The organism is Streptomyces albiflavescens, from assembly GCF_014645835.1.
Classification (GTDB): domain Bacteria; phylum Actinomycetota; class Actinomycetes; order Streptomycetales; family Streptomycetaceae; genus Streptomyces; species Streptomyces albiflavescens.
Window position 1 is genome coordinate 146,409 of the sequence record NZ_BMMM01000011.1, and the last position, 17,487, is coordinate 163,895.

The 17,487-nt window shown below is 69.4% G+C and carries 13 protein-coding genes and 1 pseudogene; 6 read left to right on the forward strand and 8 right to left on the reverse strand.

Annotation, left to right across the window (positions count from 1 at the left end):
• Nucleotides 1–20 precede the first annotated feature (20 nt).
• From IEY95_RS27945 to IEY95_RS27955, 3 genes and pseudogenes are all read left to right on the forward strand, one after another.
• Nucleotides 21–1,671 (forward strand): annotated as a pseudogene (locus tag IEY95_RS27945) (polysaccharide lyase family 8 super-sandwich domain-containing protein).
• Nucleotides 1,672–1,825: 154 nt separating this feature from the next.
• On the forward strand, nt 1,826–3,424 hold the full coding sequence (locus tag IEY95_RS27950; protein ID WP_189188930.1) for an acyl-CoA carboxylase subunit beta: 1,599 nt from the start codon (nt 1,826–1,828) through the stop codon (nt 3,422–3,424).
• 57 nt (nt 3,425–3,481) lie between these two features.
• The gene (locus IEY95_RS27955; protein WP_189188931.1) at nt 3,482–3,673 is read left to right on the forward strand and encodes an acyl-CoA carboxylase subunit epsilon; all 192 of its coding nucleotides are present in this window, start codon (nt 3,482–3,484) and stop codon (nt 3,671–3,673) included.
• Between the two features lie 150 nt (nt 3,674–3,823).
• On the opposite strand, the gene IEY95_RS27960 is transcribed toward IEY95_RS27955, so the two are convergent.
• The 8 genes from IEY95_RS27960 to IEY95_RS27995 form a co-directional block, all read right to left on the reverse strand.
• A complete protein-coding gene (locus IEY95_RS27960) occupies nt 3,824–4,405 on the reverse strand; it encodes a GTP-binding protein (RefSeq protein WP_161225504.1) in 582 nt (193 codons plus the stop codon).
• Nucleotides 4,386–4,985, reverse strand: a complete 600-nt coding sequence (locus tag IEY95_RS27965; protein ID WP_189188932.1) for a DUF742 domain-containing protein — start codon at nt 4,983–4,985, stop codon at nt 4,386–4,388. The genes IEY95_RS27960 and IEY95_RS27965 overlap by 20 nt, the downstream gene beginning before the upstream one ends.
• Before the next feature lie 97 nt (nt 4,986–5,082).
• Nucleotides 5,083–5,496 (reverse strand): roadblock/LC7 domain-containing protein, encoded by a 414-nt coding sequence (locus IEY95_RS27970; RefSeq protein ID WP_005479603.1) that lies wholly within the window; start codon nt 5,494–5,496, stop codon nt 5,083–5,085.
• A gap of 10 nt (nt 5,497–5,506) precedes the next feature.
• The gene (locus IEY95_RS27975; RefSeq protein WP_189188933.1) at nt 5,507–8,710 is read right to left on the reverse strand and encodes a nitrate- and nitrite sensing domain-containing protein; all 3,204 of its coding nucleotides are present in this window, start codon (nt 8,708–8,710) and stop codon (nt 5,507–5,509) included.
• 350 nt (nt 8,711–9,060) lie between these two features.
• Nucleotides 9,061–9,636 carry a GTP-binding protein gene (locus IEY95_RS27980; RefSeq protein ID WP_054235412.1) on the reverse strand — a complete coding sequence of 192 codons (576 nt, stop codon included), beginning with the start codon at nt 9,634–9,636 and terminating at the stop codon, nt 9,061–9,063.
• Complete coding sequence (locus IEY95_RS27985) at nt 9,617–10,015, reverse strand: DUF742 domain-containing protein (RefSeq protein WP_095936861.1); 399 nt, start codon at nt 10,013–10,015, stop codon at nt 9,617–9,619. The genes IEY95_RS27980 and IEY95_RS27985 overlap by 20 nt, the downstream gene beginning before the upstream one ends.
• 108 nt (nt 10,016–10,123) lie before the next feature.
• Nucleotides 10,124–10,537, reverse strand: a complete 414-nt coding sequence (locus tag IEY95_RS27990) for a roadblock/LC7 domain-containing protein (RefSeq protein ID WP_037764993.1) — start codon at nt 10,535–10,537, stop codon at nt 10,124–10,126.
• A 9-nt stretch (nt 10,538–10,546) separates the two neighbouring features.
• Nucleotides 10,547–14,266: a sensor histidine kinase gene (locus IEY95_RS27995; RefSeq protein WP_189188934.1), complete on the reverse strand. Its 3,720-nt coding sequence runs from the start codon at nt 14,264–14,266 to the stop codon at nt 10,547–10,549.
• 598 nt (nt 14,267–14,864) lie between these two features.
• Here IEY95_RS27995 and IEY95_RS28000 point away from each other — a divergent pair.
• The 3 genes from IEY95_RS28000 to gltX all read left to right on the forward strand — a co-directional run bounded on the left by IEY95_RS28000 (nt 14,865) and on the right by gltX (nt 17,418).
• Nucleotides 14,865–15,053, forward strand: a complete 189-nt coding sequence (locus IEY95_RS28000) for a hypothetical protein (RefSeq protein WP_189188935.1) — start codon at nt 14,865–14,867, stop codon at nt 15,051–15,053.
• A 120-nt stretch (nt 15,054–15,173) separates the two neighbouring features.
• Nucleotides 15,174–15,950 carry a fumarylacetoacetate hydrolase family protein gene (locus tag IEY95_RS28005; RefSeq protein ID WP_189188936.1) on the forward strand — a complete coding sequence of 259 codons (777 nt, stop codon included), beginning with the start codon at nt 15,174–15,176 and terminating at the stop codon, nt 15,948–15,950.
• The gene (gltX, locus tag IEY95_RS28010) at nt 15,943–17,418 is read left to right on the forward strand and encodes a glutamate--tRNA ligase (protein WP_189188937.1); all 1,476 of its coding nucleotides are present in this window, start codon (nt 15,943–15,945) and stop codon (nt 17,416–17,418) included. The genes IEY95_RS28005 and gltX overlap by 8 nt, the downstream gene beginning before the upstream one ends.
• Nucleotides 17,419–17,487 lie beyond the last annotated feature (69 nt).

A 17,487-nucleotide genomic window follows, 5' to 3' on the forward strand; every position in this document is an offset into this window, starting at 1 on the left:
GCATGACTCCCACCCGACGTATGTTCCTGCTCGCGGCCGCCCTCACGGCGGCCGCGAGCGCCCCGTCCCCCGCGGCAGCCGACGAGGACGACGAGTACGCCACCCTGCGGCGGCGTTGGCTCGACATCGCCCTCGGCACCGGCTACGAGCCCACCGCCGAGCCCTACGCCTCCCGCCTCCGCGAAACCGGCGAACTGGCCCGCGGCTTCGGCGCGACCATGACTCCGACGGCCGGATCGCTCTGGCCGGGCTACCCCTTCGACCCGCCCTCCGGCATCACCCAGAGCTACAGCAGGCTGTGGACGATGACGCAGGCGTACGTCCAGGAGGGCACCGGATCGACCGGGGACGAGACGCTCCTCGCGCAGGTGATCAGCGGCCTCGACCACCTCTCCGCGACGGTCTACAACCCCTCCACCACCCGCTACGGCAACTGGTGGGAATGGCAGATCGGCAGCCCCCGCCTCCTCATGGACATCGTCGCCGCCCTGCACGACGAACTGACCCGGCCCCGGCGTGAGGCCGCCTGCGCCGCCGTCGACAACCGCCGGTCACCACCTCTTCGCGGCCATGGACCGCGCCGTGCACCGCGGCCCGGGTTTCGCCGCGGGCATCTCCATGGCCTCCGAGCGGATCGCGCACTACGAGTGCGGCAACGGGGAGAACCCGCGCGGCTGGCACACGGGTGCGGGGATGACGCTGTGGTGGGCCGACGGACACTCGGGGCGGGCCGATCAGTACACCGACTGGTTCTGGCCCACCGTGGACTGGTACCGGCTGCCCGGAACGACCGTGTCCACCAAGCGACTTGCCGACAGGGAGGGCGGTGAGTGGGGAGCGGCCAGGCCCGCCGTGCGCTGGGTCGGCGGTGCGACGGACGGCACCTACGCGGCCGTGGGGCAGCACCTCAAAGGGCTCGGCTCCACCCTCGAAGCCCGCAAGTCGTGGTTCTGCGTCGCGGATTCCCTCATCTGCCTGGGCGCGGGGATCACGGCCACCGACGGCGTGCCGGTGGAGACGGTGGTCGACAATCGCAACCTGGGGGAGGGCGGTACACAGCGGTTCACCGTCGCCCGCGGATGGGCTCATCTCGACGGCCACGGCGGATGGGTGTTCCCGGGCGGTACGAGGGCCCTGCGCACCCTCCGCGAGGACCGCACCGGCGCCTGGTCCGACATCAACACCACCAGCACCACCGAACGGCGCACCCGGCGCTGGCAGACCCTCTGGCTGGACCATGGCACCGACCCGGCCGGGGCGACGTACGTCTATCTCCTGATGCCCGGCGCCTCGCGCGGCGATGTCGCGGCCCGTGCGGCGGACCACGACTGGCTGTGCGTCCTTGCCAACGACGCCCGCCGCCAGGCCGTTCAGGTACGCTCCCTCGGCCTGACGGCCGCGAACTTCTGGGAGGCCGGCACGGCGGGCCCGCTGAGCTCCTCGGCGGGCGCGAGCGTACTTGTACGGAGCCGGGGGCGCACCGCTACCCTCTGGGTGAGCGAGCCGCCGCGTACCGGAGAGCCGCTGGAGATCGTCTGGGACCGGCCGGTGCGCGGGGTCGTCAGCGCGGATCCGACGGTCGAAATCCTCGGGACGGGCCGTCGGCTCAGGGTCCGTGTCACTCCAAGGATGGCATGCGCCTCTCATGAATGTGAGGTGGCTCTCAGGTGACTCCTTTGTGTGACCTCTACAAGCCGAAGGCCCTCTGAGCAGTCAGATCGCCTGCATGCAGTCGTGGTTCTGTTCAGGGGTACCAGGAAAACGGGCCGGAGACTGTACGGAGTCGACGGCTCGCTTTCCTTGGTGGGCTTCGTAAGGTCACTACATGACCGTTTTGGATGAGGCTGGATCCGCAAGCTCCACAGGCGAGCCCACGGACGCGCGCGGGCGCGTGGCCGAACTGCACGCGATCCGTGCGGAGGCGCTGCGGGGGCCCAGTGAGAAGGCGACCGAGGCGCAGCACGCCAAGGGCAAGCTGACCGCCCGGGAGCGCATCGAGCTGCTGCTCGACGCGGGCTCGTTCCAGGAGGTCGAGCAGTTGCGCCGGCACCGGGCGACCGGGTTCGGTCTGGAGGCCAAGAAGCCGTACAGCGACGGTGTCCTCACCGGCTGGGGCACGGTGGAGGGCCGCACGGTCTTCGTGTACGCGCATGACTTTCGTATTTTCGGCGGCGCCCTCGGTGAGGCCCACGCCACGAAGATCCACAAGATCATGGACATGGCCATCGCTGCCGGTGCGCCGCTCGTCTCCCTGAACGACGGCGCGGGCGCCCGAATCCAGGAGGGCGTCAGCGCCCTCGCCGGCTACGGCGGCATCTTCCAGCGCAACACCAAGGCGTCCGGTGTCATCCCGCAGATCAGCGTGATGCTCGGCCCGTGCGCGGGCGGCGCGGCGTACAGCCCCGCCCTCACGGACTTCGTGTTCATGGTCCGCGACACCTCGCAGATGTTCATCACGGGCCCGGACGTGGTCAAGGCCGTCACCGGCGAGGAGATCACGCAGAACGGCCTGGGCGGTGCCGATGTGCACGCCGAGACGTCGGGCGTCTGCCACTTCGCGTACGACGACGAGGAGACCTGCATCGCCGAGGTGCGCTACCTCCTGTCGATGCTTCCGCAGAACAACCGCGAGAACCCGCCGCACGTCGCCTCCGAGGATCCGGCGGACCGCCGCTCGGAGATCCTGCTCGACCTGGTCCCCGCGGACGGCAACCGCCCGTACGACATGGCGAAGGTCATCGAGGAGCTCGTCGACGACGGCGACTACCTGGAGGTCCACGAGCGCTGGGCCCGCAACATCATCTGTGCGCTGGCCCGCCTCGACGGCCAGGTCGTCGGCATCGTCGCCAACCAGCCGCAGACCCTCGCGGGCGTGCTGGACATCGAGGCTTCCGAAAAAGCTGCGCGCTTTGTCCAGATGTGTGACGCTTTTAACATTCCGATCGTGACGCTCCTGGACGTCCCCGGATTCCTCCCGGGCGTCGACCAGGAACACGGCGGGATCATTCGACACGGCGCGAAGCTCCTCTACGCCTACTGCAACGCGACCGTCCCGAGGATCTCGCTCATCCTGCGCAAGGCGTACGGAGGTGCCTACATCGTCATGGACAGCCAGTCCATCGGTGCCGACCTCACCTACGCCTGGCCGACCAACGAGATCGCCGTGATGGGTGCGGAAGGTGCCGCCAACGTCATCTTCCGCCGCCAGATCGCCGAGGCAGCCGATCCCGAGGCGATGCGGGTGCGCATGGTCAAGGAGTACAAGGCCGAGCTGATGCACCCGTACTACGCGGCGGAGCGGGGCCTGGTCGACGACGTCATCGACCCGGCGGAAACCCGCGAGGTCCTGATCAAGTCGCTCGCGATGCTGCACACCAAGCACGCGGACCTGCCCTCGCGCAAGCACGGCAACCCCCCGCAGTAACCCTGCGGATCCTCCGCGGCAGCCCCGCGGAAACCTCTCTCACGGAGACTGACACCTATGAACACCCCTGACATCCGCGTCGAGAAGGGCCACGCCGAGCCCGAGGAAGTCGCCGCCATCACGGCCATCCTCCTGGCCCGCGCGGCCGCCGCCTCCACTCATGCTCCGGCCCACCGCGGCCGCCTCAAGGCCGGCTGGCGCCGCCTGGAGCGCGAGCCCGGCTTCCACGCTCCGCACAGCTGGCACTGACTCTTCCAGCGCACTCGGCCCCGCTCTCCTTCGGGAGGGCGGGGCCGTGGTGTGGGGTTTGGGCGCAGTGGTGAAAAAGCGCGCATGAGAACGGCCCCCGTGCCTCCTCAGGGAGGGCGGGGGCCGTTCTCGGAGTGTGCGGTGCCCGTGCTAGCGAAGGCGCGCCATCAGCGCGTGCTCGACCAGCGTGATCAGCGTCGACTTGGCGTCCGCGCGGTGGCGGGCGTCCGTCGTGATGATCGGGGTGTCGGGGCCGATCTGGAGGGCCTCACGGACCTCGTCGGGGTTGTACGGCTGGCTGCCGTCGAAGCCGTTGAGGGCGATGACGAACGGCAGGCCGCTGTTCTCGAAGTAGTCGACCGCCGGGAAGCAGTCGGCCAGGCGGCGCGTGTCGACCAGGACCACCGCGCCGATGGCGCCGCGGACCAGGTCGTCCCACATGAACCAGAAGCGGTCCTGACCGGGGGTGCCGAACAGGTAGAGGATCAGGTCCTGGTCCAGGGTGATGCGGCCGAAGTCCATGGCGACGGTGGTCGTCGTCTTGTCTCCGGTGTGCGTGAGGTCGTCGATGCCCGCGGAAGCGGATGTCATGACGGCCTCGGTGCGCAGCGGGTTGATCTCCGAGACGGCGCCGACGAACGTGGTCTTGCCCACGCCGAAGCCGCCCGCCACCACGATCTTCGCGGACGTGGTGGAGCGGGAAGGCCCTCCGCTAGAGCTTGCGAAGTCCACTGAGCACCCTTTCGAGCAATGTCACGGCTGGCTGGCCGCCGGCGCTCTCGTCGCCGCCGGGCTGATGAATGGCGACCAGGCCCGCCTCCGCCAAGTCGGCGACGAGGATCCTGGCCACGCCGAGGGGGATCGTGAGCAGCGCCGAGACTTCGGCGACCGACTTGATCTCTCGGCAGAGGTTGCAGATCCGCTGATGCTCGGGCAGCTGGCCCTGCATCTGGTGCGGCTGCGCGGTGGTGTGCACCAGCGCCTCGATGGCGAGCTGGTAGCGGGGCCTGGTGCGGCCGCCCGTCATGGCGTACGGGCGCACCAGAGGATTGTTCGACGCCCCCGCGGGCGACGGCTCGGGTGAGCGTCGCTGCGGCTGCACGGGCTGGATACGCGGCGCCGGAGGCTGGTCGTACGGCGAGGGACCGGGGCCCTGGGGACCCTGGGGCGCGTACGGCTGACGCCGGTGGCTGGGCGCGGAGGGGAAGTTGTACCGGTTCGGGTTCTGCGAACCGTCACCCTGGCCGCCCTGCCCCTGGCCGGGGCCGTACGACCAGTTGCCCGAAGGCGAACCGCCTGGGGGTGTTGCCACTTTTCTCTCCTCCTCCGACTGCGCCGGGCACCCATCAGTGTGGGACCGCGTCCCGAAACCTTACGGCCCCGGGACGCCAATACGCACCGTCTGTCTGTTAGTTGAGAAGGCTCCCCTGGAGCTCCGCTCGAAGATCCGGGGTCAGGACCGTACCCGCACGGTCCACCAGAAGCGCCATCTCGTACCCAATGAGACCGATGTCCGCCTCCGGGTGTGCAAGGACGGCGAGCGAGGAACCATCGGAAACGGACATGATGAAGAGGAATCCCCTCTCCATCTCCACAACTGTCTGGTTCACGCTGCCGCCCTCGAAGATGCGGGAGGCACCCGCGGTCAACGAGGTCAGACCGGACGCGACGGCCGCCAACTGGTCGGCGCGGTCACGGGGAAAGCCTTCGGACATCGCCAGAAGGAGTCCGTCGGCGGAGACCACCACCGTGTGGGACACCCCAGGGGTGTTGTCCACGAAGTTGGTGATCAACCAGTTCAGGTTCTGTGCCGCCTGGCTCATCGGGCTCACACTAACGCTCCTGGTTGTAGGTGCTGTCAGGACCGAAGCCCTGGCCGTTCGTGTCACTGCTTGCATTGCGTCCCCGCTGTACGCCGCGGCGCAGGTTGCTCAGCCTGCCCCGGACGTCCTCGGGAGCGCGGGAGACCTGGGGGCCGCCCTGGGGCGTCGATTCCGCGGTTCCCTCGACCAGGTTGGCCTTGGGCACCCGCCGCGGCAGACCGGACGAGGTGACCCCGCCCGCCTTGGGCTTCCGGAGCTGAGCGGCCTGCTGCCACCGGTCGTCGTTGGACGAGCGCCAGTCGCCGTTGGTCTCCGCGGCCGAAGCCGGTGCCGCCTGCTCCCTCTGGTCCACAGGGCGCTGGCCGTTGCCGCTCGCGGTGGATCCACGGCGAGGCAGCCCGGCGTCGGTCAGCGTGTGGGTGGCGGAGGGGGCCGGTCCCGGACGGGTGAAGCCTACGCGGTCCCGCTCACTCACGTCAGCGGCCTGCGAGGATTCCGTTTCCGGAGCGTAATCGGACCGATACGAGCCCTGATACGTGTCCTGCTGCGGCCAGTCGTCCTGGTAGGACGGCTCTTCGAAGGCCGAGAACGTCTCCGAGGCGGCACCTCGGGCTCCCGAGTGCTCCTCCTGGACCGGTTCCGCATAACCGGGTTCCGGGTAGCCGCCGTTGGACGGGAAGTACGTCTCGTCGTACGACGCCTGCTGCGGTTCGTCGTACGCCGTCTGCTGGTCGTACGTGGCCTGCTGCTCCTCGTAGACACCCTGCCCGCCGTCGTACGACGGCCGCCCGTTGTCGTACGCGGGCTGCTGGGCCTCGAAGTCGTTCTGGTAGCCCTGCGGGCCCTCGATGGCCTCCGGGCCGTGCGCCTGGGCCTCCAGGGCAGCGCGGCGCTCCTCACGCATCAGTGAGCGGCCCACGGGGTCCAAGTCACGGATGTCGTCGGGGATTTCCGTGTAGCGGCTGTCGTCGAAGCCGAGCTCCGCGGCGGTGCGCAGCGGCTGCTGCTGGCCCCCGAAGTCCTCGCCCTGGAACGCGCGCTGCTCCGGGATGATCTGCGAAACGGTGAACTCGTCGCGCATCGGCTGCTGCTCGCCGCCACCACCGTGGGTGATCGCGTCCGGAAGCATGACCAGCGAGGTGGTACCGGCCTGCTCGCCCGAGGGGCGCAGCTGGACGCGGATGCCGTGCCGGTCGGACAGCCGGCCGACCACGAACAGGCCCATGCGCTGCGAGATCGCGACGTCCACGGTCGGCGGGTTGGCCAGCTTGTGGTTGATGTCCGCGAAGTCCTCGGCGGTGAGGCCGATGCCCTTGTCGTGGATCTCGACCATGATGCGGCCGTCCGGCAGCCGGGTCGCGGTGACGCGGACCTTGGTCTGCGGGGAGGAGAACGTGGTGGCGTTCTCCAGGAGCTCGGCGAGCAGGTGCACGAGGTCGGTCACGGCACGGCCGTGGATCTCGGCCTCCGGGACGCCGGAGAGCTCGATGCGCTCGTACTGCTCCACCTCGGAGGAGGCGGCGCGCAGCACGTCGACCAGCGGGACCGGCTGGTCCCAGCGGCGGCCGGGCTCCTCGCCGGCGAGGACGAGCAGGTTCTCGCCGTTGCGGCGCATACGGGTCGCGAGGTGGTCCAGGCGGAAGAGGTTCTCCAGCTGGTCCGGGTCGGCCTCGTTGTTCTCCAGGTCGGTGATGAGCGTCAGCTGGCCCTCGATCAGCGACTGGTTGCGGCGCGACAGGTTGGTGAAGATCGCGTTGATGTTGCCTCGCAGAAGGGCCTGCTCGGCGGCCAGTCGGACGGCCTCGCGGTGGACCTGGTCGAAGGCGCGGGCGACTTCGCCGATCTCGTCCGTGCTGGTGATCGGGATGGGCTGCACGCGGGTGTCGACGCGGCCCGGGTCCGTGCGCGAGAGCTGGTCGACCAGCATCGGCAGCCGCTGCTCGGCGACACCGAAGGCCGCGTTGCGCAGCTGGCGCATCGAGCGGCTCATCTGGCGCGCCACCATGCCGGCCAGGATGAACGCGGCGAGCAGGGCGACCACGACGACGGCACCGGTGATGAGGGCGTCGTTCTTGGCGTTCTCGGAGATGTCCGCGGCCTCGGACACGGCCTTGTCGGCGAGGTCCGACTCGATCTGGCGGTAGGCGTTGTACCTGGCGGTGGTGACCGCCCACCAGTTGTCCGCGGTGACGCCCTGCGAGGCGAGCCCGTCGAGCTCCGCCTGCCGGGGGGACTTGAGCGTCGCCAGGGCCGGGACCATCAAGTCTCCCTTCTTGGGATCGGACGGCGGCGGCACGTAGTTGGGGTTGGCCGCGCGGGCCTGTGCGGCCTGGGCCGTCAGGTCCGTCTTGATCTGCTTCTTGGCCGCCTCGAGCTTGGCCGCGTCGGCCTCGGTGCCACCACCGATGTACTCCTCGGTGGCGATGCCTTCGAGGTAGGCGTACGAGGAGAGGGCGACGCGCTGGCTGTTGAGGCTGCTCAGGCCGGGGCCGGGTTTGATCAGCATGTGCGTGCCGATGGACCGCTGAAGCGACAGCGCCGCCTTGGACAGCGAGATCGCGTAGACCGTACGGCCGTAGCTGGTGATGTTTCCGGTGCCCAGACCGAGTTCGTTGGCGAACTCCATCAGCGGGTGCTGGATCAGCGTGTAGCCCTCTTCGGTCTGCACGCCGGTGAGCTTGGGGGAGACGTACGCGGCCTTGCGCAGGGTGTCGAGGCCGGGCTCGACCTTGCGGAAGATGGCCAGTCGGCGCTCCAGACCAGCCGTCTTCGGCATGTTCTGGGCGGCCTCGTCGAAGGCGTCGGCGGCCGCGTCCGTGGCCGCGCGGGCCTTGACGACGGTCGGGTCGTTCTGGCCCTTGCCCATCAGCAGGGGCTTGGCGGTGACGTCGCGCTCGACGTACAGCTTGTCGCCGTATGTCAGCGCCGCCTGGACCAGACGTGCCGTCTTCTCCGCGTCCTGGGCTTCCTGCCAGGTGTCGATCGAGCTCTTCACCTGGAAGCCGCCCATGACAAGGCCGACCATCACGGGTATGAGCAGGATCGCGTTCAGCCTGGTCGGCACGCGCCAGTTGCGCGGGGAGAAGCGACCGCCGCTCGGCGCGGGCGCCGCCGTGGGCTCCGGGCCGGGCACTTGTGCGGGCGCCGCTCCGCGCGGCGGCGGGGTGAAGTTGCCCCGTGCCGACGGCTCGGGACCGTTCTTGCTTCGCCTCACTCGACCAACAACCTCTCGGCGTCGGCACCTACGTTGTGCCGCGGTGTCTCCAGCGCCCTTGACTACTGGGCAGTTCAGCGCATTCCAGCACGTCAGGCGGCGCCCTTCCAAACACTCGGAACCAGGGGTTCCGGGTGAAGTAAGCCCCAGATAAAACGGTCATAAAGAGCGAGCCCCGCCAAAAGGCGGGGCTTTTGTGAGCACAGCGGCACCGGTTGACCGCGATGCGTGTCTGTGCCAGCGAAATTCTCTGTCGAAACGTTATGAACACTGTGGCCGGCCGTGTCAAACGACACAGCCGGCTCCAATGCGTCTACGACAACTGCCTTATGGAACTGTCGACTTGGCTACTACCGCAGCCGTGCCATGAGCGCGTGCTCGACCAGCGTGATCAACGCGCTCTTCGCATCGGCACGGTGCCGGGCGTCCGTCGTGATGATCGGGGCGTCCGGACCGATCTGCAGGGCCTCGCGGACCTCTTCGGGGTTGTAGGGCTGGTGTCCGTCGAAGCCGTTGAGGGCGATGACGAAGGGCAGGCCGCTGTTCTCGAAGTAGTCGACCGCGGGGAAGCAGTCGGCGAGACGGCGGGTGTCCACCAGGACGACGGCACCGATGGCGCCGCGGACCAGGTCGTCCCACATGAACCAGAAGCGGTCCTGGCCCGGCGTACCGAAGAGGTACAGGATCAGGTCCTGGTCCAGGGTGATGCGGCCGAAGTCCATGGCCACCGTGGTGGTGGTCTTGTCCCCCGTGTGCGTGAGGTCGTCGATGCCGGCCGAAGCGGACGTCATGACGGCCTCGGTGCGCAGCGGGTTGATCTCGGAGACGGCGCCCACGAAGGTGGTCTTGCCGACGCCGAAGCCGCCCGCCACGACGATCTTCGCGGAGGTGGTCGTACGACCTCCGTCAGAGCTTGCGAAGTCCACTGAGCACCCTTTCGAGCAAAGTCACGTCCGGCGCGCCGCCGTTGTTCTCGTCGCCACCCGGCTGATGGATGGCGACGAGTCCGGCCTCCGCGAGGTCCGCGACGAGGATCCTGGCCACACCGAGCGGCATGGACAGGAGGGCCGACACCTCCGCCACCGACTTGACCTCTCGGCAGAGGTGGCAGATCCGCTGGTGCTCGGGGAGCAGCCCCATCAGCTGCGCCGGGTCGGCCGTGGTGCTGATCAGAGCCTCGATGGCGAGCTGGTAGCGCGGCCGGGTCCGGCCGCCGGTCATCGCATAGGGACGTACCAGCGGCTGGTCGCCCTCATCCTCGTACGGCTGCGCGTACGGATCATGAGAGGCGGTGGGCGGGGTCATGAATCCTCCGGGCGGGACAGCAAGTCGGTCAGTGCCGTCTGTTGGGGCCGGTGGGGGGATTGTGGCGGCCGGACGGTGATTTCGTGCTGAGGGTAGAACCCAGGGCCGTCAGTGGAGCAGACTTCCCTGTAGTTCGGCGCGCAGGTCCGGCGTGAGCACTGCGCCCGCGCGGTCGACGAGCAGCGCCATCTCGTAGCCGACAAGGCCGATGTCGCACTCCGGGTGGGAGAGAACCGCCAGGGACGATCCGTCCGAGATGGACATCAGGAAAAGAAAGCCGCGCTCCATCTCCACGACCGTCTGGGCCACCGTGCCGCCCTCGAAGATCCGGGATGCCCCGGCCGTCAGCGAGGTGAGTCCGGAAGCGACGGCAGCGAGCTGGTCGGCGCGGTCACGGGGGAAGCCTTCGGACAGTGCCAGAAGGAGTCCGTCGGCGGACACGACGACGGTGTGGGACACCCCAGGGGTGTTGTCCACGAAGTTGGTGATCAACCAGTTGAGGTTCTGTGCCGCCTGGCTCATCGGGCTCAACTAACGCTCCTGCTGGTGAGTGGGGCTGGGGAAGCTGCCGGTCTGGCCGGTACCGGCCTGTCGACCCTGCTGAATGCCCCGACGGAGATTGGTCAGCCGGCCGCGTACGTCATCAGGCGCACGCGAGACCTGCGGACCGGTTTGGTGCTGTTGCTGCTGTGCCGTGCCCGCGACGAGGTTGGCTCGCGGGACGCGGCGCGGCAGGCCTGAGGTGGTGACCCCGCCCGCCGACGGCTGACGGACGCGTTCTGCCTGCCGGACGAGGTCGTCGTTCGGCGAGCTGCGCCAGGAGGCCTGGGCGGCGGGGGCCGGTGCGGCAGCCGGCCGCTGCGGAGCCGAGGGCGCCTGCGACTGCTGATGCGCGGCCTGGGGCGCACCCTGGGAACCGTTGTGGTGAGCACCGTTGGTGTGGGTGCCGTTCGCCTGACCGTGGAACCAGTTGGTCTCCAGCGTGTCGTACAGCGGCGTACGTCCGTCACCGGGGCTCGATGCCGGCGGCAGCGCCTCGGGCTCCTGCGGACGAGCGGGACGCTGCTGCGGCTGCGGCCGCTCGAACTGGCCGGTGGACGACGGGTCCTGGCGGTTGCCGTACCCGGGCGTCGCGAACTGGCCGGTGGACGAGGGGTCCTGCTGGCCGTAGCCCGGCCGGGCGAACTGGCCCGTGGACGACTGGTCCTGGGAGGCGCCGTAGCCCGGGGTGGCGTACTGGCCCGTGGCGGTGGACGGGTTGGAGGTGCCGAACACGTCGGGGCGGACGAACTGCCCGGTGTTCTGGCCGCTGTTCTGCGGCGCACCCGCACCGGGGCGCGGGGCGTCGAAGTCGGGTCGGGCGAACTCGGACGTCGAGCCGGGACCCTGGCGGTCGTCGATCCGCGGCATGCGCGAGGTGGCGTCGGACTCCTCGTGGCCACGCGGCGTGTCGAGGGACGTGCGCGGCACCGGCGGCTGCGCGTTCTCGTCGCTCCAACTCGGCGTGCGTGGCTGCGGGTTGGCACCGGGCAGCTCGGCGCGCCCACCACCACGTCCGGGAAGCTGCGGCCGACGACGGCTGCCCTTGCCGCCCGACGGCTGCTGCTGCGCGGGCGCGGCCGCGGGGCCGCTGTCGCCGAGGCCGCTCTGACGCGCACCGGATCCGCTCCGGCCCGCCCCGGGCCCGTCGCCGAAGCCCTGCGGCGCACCGGTCCCGGCAGCCTGGAGGCCCTGCGGGGCGCCCGGCGTGCTCTGCCCGAAGGCACCGGCACCGGCACCGGCCGGAGCCGGCCTGCCCTGCTGCGGATTCCCCTGGCCCTGCGGTCCACGTGCTCCGCCCTGAGCACCCGGGCGACCGCCCTGGTTGCCGCCCGGCAGCGCGGGGCCGCCCTGGTTGCTTCCGGGCAGTGCCGCCCGCGGACCCTGGCCCGCGCCGACCTGTCCGCGCTGCGGCGGGGCGCCGAGGCGGCCACCACCGGCTGCGGGAGCACCGGCACCGAGCGAGGGGCCGCCCTGCGAACCGTTGCCACGACGCGCCGCGGCGACACCCGCCGAGGCCTGCGCGGCGGCCGGACCGCCGGCGCCCGGGCCACCCTGGCCGGGCTTGCCCGGAGCGGGCTTCTTGCCGCCCTGGGCGACATCGACGGGGAGCATGACGAGCGCGGTCGTGCCACCGGAGTCGGACGGACGCAGCTGGATGCGGATGCCGTGCCGCTGCGACAGACGACCGACCACGAAGAGGCCCATGCGTCGGGAGACGGAGACGTCCACGGTGGGCGGCGAGGCGAGCCGCTCGTTGATCGCCGCGAGGTCCTCGGGGGAGAGGCCGATACCGGTGTCGTGGATCTCGATCAGGACGCGGCCGTCGGGCAGCGCGTGACCGGTGACCTTGACCTTGGTCTGCGGCGAGGAGAAGGAGGTGGCGTTCTCGAGCAGCTCGGCGAGAAGGTGCACGAGGTCGTTGACCACGCGGCCGGCCACCTCGGTGGTCGGCACGGCGGCCAGTTCGATGCGCTCGTACTGCTCCACCTCGGACGCGGCGGCACGGAGCACGTCGACGAGCGGGACCGGGCGGGTCCAGCGGCGGCCGGGCTCTTCACCGGCGAGGACGAGGAGGTTCTCGCCGTTACGGCGCATGCGGGTCGCGAGGTGGTCGAGCTTGAACAGCGAGGACAGCTGGTCCGGGTCGGCCTCGCGGGACTCCAGTTCGGAGATCAGCGAGAGCTGACGCTGGATAAGACCCTGGGAGCGGCGCGAGAGGTTGGTGAACATCGCGTTGACGTTGCCCCGGAGGAGGGCCTGCTCGGCGGCCAGTCGTACGGCCTCGCGGTGCACGTCGTCGAAGGCCGCGGCCACCTGGCCGATCTCGTCCCGGGAGTGCACACCGACCGACTCGACGGAGGTGTCGACGTCCTGCGGGTCCGACTCCGACAGCTGCTTGACCAGCTCGGGCAGGCGGTCCTGGGCGACCTTGGTCGCGGTGTCCTGCAGGCGGCGCAGCGAGCGGATCATGGAGCGGGCCACCACGAAGGCGCCGACGAGCGAGACACCGAGGACGAGGAGGATCAGCGCACCCGAGATGATCGCTTCGCTCTCGGACTCGTTGCGCAGCTGACGCGCCTTCTGCTCCATCTGGCCGAGCAGTGTGGTCTCGATGTTCGACATCTGCTGGATCTTGGCGGTGTCCTCGTCGACCCAGTCCTTGTAGCCGCGCTTGGTCTGCGTCCTGAGACCTTCGGGGCTGCCCAGCACGCGCTTGGCGTACTGGTCGGCGGACTCGATGATCGGGTTGCCGCCCTCGATGGTCTTGAGCAGGTCGGCGAAGCCGTCGCCGTAGATGTTCTTGAAGCCGCTGATCTCGGATTCCTGGCTCTCCTGAGCGGAGAGCGCGTACTGCCGGTCGTTCTCCGACAGCGAGCCGAAGGTGTTCTTCGTCTCCGGCAGCGCGGCGGCGATGACGGCCCGCTGGACGGAGGCGTACTCCTTGGCGGAGGAGAAGGCGGACAGCGCGCGGGTGCGCTGGATCATCTCCGGGTTGCTGGTGGCCTCGGCCATGTCCTGCGAGAGCGCGAGCAGCTGGGTGACGAGGCGGTGGTAGGCCTCGACCGTCTGCGTCGAGTTCTTGGGGTCGGCGTAGGCCTCCTTGCGGATGCTGCTGAGCTTGTACAGCTCGCCCGCGATGCCGACCAGGCTGTCCCGGACGCCGGAGAGCTGCCCGTTCGCCGTGGCGTCGTCGATCTCCTGGGTGCCCTCGAGGAAGTGCCTCTTGGCCACGTCCGTCGCGTCGCGGGCGCCCTTGACCGTGTAGTCGTTGGCCGTGGCGCCGTGCGCGAGCGGACCGGCGGACACGTCGCGCTCCTTCTGGAGCGCGGCGGCGAGCTCGGTCGCCTGCTTGGTCATGTCCGTCAGCAGCTTCATGTTGTCGAGCTGCTGAATGCTGTCCATGTTGTCGTTGATGCGCAGCGCACCGAGCGAGGTCGCGGCGACCACGGGGAGCGCGAGCAGCGAGACCAGACGCGTGGAGATGCGCCAGTTGCGCAGCGCTATTCGCGCGCCGGGGCCCGTCGGCTTGGGGGCCGGTGTGGCGGGAGCCTTGGGCTTGGCGCCGGAGCGAGCGGAGTGTTCACCGCTGCCGCCGAGCTCTGCCGGTCCCGGGTTCTGGGCGTGCTGGGGCGAGGAACCGCGGTCGGTCCCGCCGCGCGGCTCCGGCTCCGCCGAAGCGCTGCCATCCCTCTTGAAACGTCCCTGCACTAGCGTCGCAACCTCTGGACCAGGCGCCCCTCCGCGAAAACGGCGGGACGGTGTCGGCGTCGTACAGGGGCGCCGATGCGCCCCCTGGTGGTCGTGAGTGACCGGCGCAGGCTCCCCCTTCCCGCCGCCACTTGGCGCTGTGTTGCGCCCCCTGCGCGCCGGTTTCGATCCCGCGGCGGTCCGTGGAATTCCAGCACAGTGCCGGATCTCCAACAAGGCCCGAGTACCAGGCTGTGACCTCCGTGACAGCTTGTGAGTGTTGCGTTACGAGACGTAGAAAGTGATCTCGTACATAACGGGCGTATGCCCACGAGGTGTTGCGGCGTGCAGGGTGTCCCAGTCGCCATGATCAGGAGCGGAATGTCTGCTTCAGCAGAGCAATGTCCGTTTCGCCGGGCAAAGCTGGGGGCCTGAATTGACCGGTTTGCCTGCTAGTAAGTGAGGAAACTCACACCGCGATCATGGCCTCTTCACGGCTTCGCCCGGGAATTGCATGTTTAGCCTGACGCTTTACAGGGATGGCGAATCCGACAACCCGCGCCGACGCGGAGGCCTCTGGGCCCACCCGGCGCCCATGAGGACAAGGTCAAGTACAACAGTGAAGACGACGATGATGTTCCGCAACATAGCCAACCCCCGACGCACCACGCTGGCGCACCTCGAGGACGCCGAGGCGCTGGAGACGCCGGAGCAGCCGGAGCACTCGGTCGACCTTCCCGCCCAGACCGCCAACCCCCGCCGGACCATCCTGATGGAAGCCCCGGTCGCGGCCTCCGTCGCGGAGTAGTACGCACGCACTCCGCCGCGCGCTCACCGTGCCGGTCGATATACGCGAAGCTCGCACCCCTTGCCGCGTTAGCCTGGAGCGTCAGACTTCAGCCAGCTCAGTGAGGGGCGCAAGGATCCCGTGCGCATCGCCAGGTTCTCCATCGACGGCAACGTCGCTTTCGGCGCGGTCGAGGGCGACAAGCCGGACGAGCTCGTCCTCGACATCATCAAGGGCATCCCGTTCGCGGAATTCGAGCTCTCCGGAACAAAGGTCCCGCTGAGCAAGGTGAGGCTGCTGCCGCCGGTGCTCCCGAACAAGGTCGTGGCCTTCGGCCGCAACTACGCGGAGCACGCGAAGGAGCTCGGCAACGAGGTGCCCGACGCCCCGTTCGCCTTCTTCAAGCCGTCGACCTCGGTGATCGGCCCCGGCGACGACATCCAGTACCCGTCCTTCTCGAACGAGCTGCACCACGAGGCCGAGCTCGCCGTGGTCATCGGCCGCATGTGCCGCGAGGTCCCGCGCGAGCGTGTCAAGGACGTGATCCTGGGCTACACCTGCGCGAACGACATCACCGCGCGTGACGTCCAGAAGCGCGAGAAGCAGTGGGCGCGGGCCAAGGGCTTCGACAGCTCCTGCCCGCTCGGCCCGTGGGTGGAGACGGACCTCGACCCGAGCGACCTCACCATCCAGTGCACGGTCAACGGTCAGCAACGCCAGCTCGGCCGTACCAGCGAGATGATCCACTCCATCGAGGATCTGATCGTGAACATCACCGAGGCCATGACGCTGCTCCCCGGCGACGTGATCCTCACGGGCACCCCGGCTGGGGTCGGCCCCCTGAACGTCGGCGACGAGGTCGCCGTCACCATCGAAGGCATCGGCACTCTCACCAACAAGGTGATCAAGCGTGGCTAACGCGACCGTCCGCGTACGTTTCTGTCCCTCCCCGACCGGCAACCCCCACGTGGGCCTGGTCCGCACCGCCCTGTTCAACTGGGCGTTCGCCCGGCACAACGAAGGCACCCTGGTCTTCCGCATCGAGGACACCGACGCGGCCCGCGACTCCGAGGAGTCGTACAACCAGCTGCTCGACGCGATGCGCTGGCTGGGCTTCGACTGGGACGAGGGCCCCGAGGTCGGCGGCCCGCACGCGCCGTACCGTCAGTCGCAGCGCATGGACCTCTACAAGGACGTCGCGCGAAAGCTCCTGGACGCCGGGCACGCATACCACTGCTACTGCTCGACGGAGGAGCTCGACGCCCGCCGTGACGCCGCCCGCGCCGCCGGCAAGCCGTCCGGCTACGACGGCCACTGCCGCGACCTGAGCGCCGAGCAGAAGGCCGCCTACGAGGCCGAGGGCCGGGAGCCCATCGTCCGCTTCCGCATGCCCGACGAGACGGTCACCTTCACGGACCTGGTCCGCGGCGAGATCACATACCTCCCGGAGAACGTCCCGGACTACGGGATCGTACGAGCCAACGGCGCGCCCCTGTACACGCTGGTCAACCCGGTCGACGACGCCCTGATGGAGATCACCCACGTCCTGCGCGGCGAGGACCTGCTCTCCTCCACCCCGCGCCAGATCGCCCTCTACAAGGCGTTGACCGAGCTGGGCATCGCCAAGGAGACCCCGGCCTTCGGACACCTCCCGTACGTGATGGGCGAGGGCAACAAGAAGCTCTCCAAGCGCGACCCGGAGTCCTCGCTCAACCTCTACAGGGAGCGCGGTTTCCTCCCCGAGGGCCTGCTGAACTACCTCTCCCTGCTCGGCTGGTCGCTCGCGGCGGACCGCGACATCTTCACCATCGACGAGATGGTCGCCGCCTTCGACGTCACGGACGTGAACCCGAACCCGGCCCGCTTCGACCTGAAGAAGGCCGAGGCGATCAACGCCGACCACATCCGCATGCTCGACGTGAAGGACTTCACGGAGCGCTGCGCCCCCTGGCTGCGGGCCCCGTTCGCCCCCTGGGCACCTGAGGACTTCGACGAGGCCAAGTGGCAGGCGGTCGCCCCGCACGCCCAGTCCCGTCTGAAGGTCCTCTCGGAGATCACGGACAACGTCGACTTCCTGTTCCTGCCGGAGCCGGTCTCCGACGAGGCGTCCTGGACCAAGGCCATGAAGGAGGGCTCGGACGCCCTTCTGCGCACGGCCCGCGAGAAGCTCGAGACGGCCGACTGGTCGTCGCCCGAGTCCCTCAAGGAGGCCGTCCTGGCCGCCGGCGAGGCCCACGGTCTCAAGCTGGGCAAGGCGCAGGCCCCGGTCCGCGTCGCCGTCACCGGCCGTACCGTCGGCCTGCCGCTCTTCGAGTCCCTGGAGATCCTGGGCAAGGAGAAGACGCTGGCCCGCATCGACGCGGCGCTGGCGAAGCTCACGGCATAGCCCACGCACAGAGGGGCGGCATCCGGTTCGGATGCCGCCCCTCTCCCGTACACCGAGCCGTCACCCGGA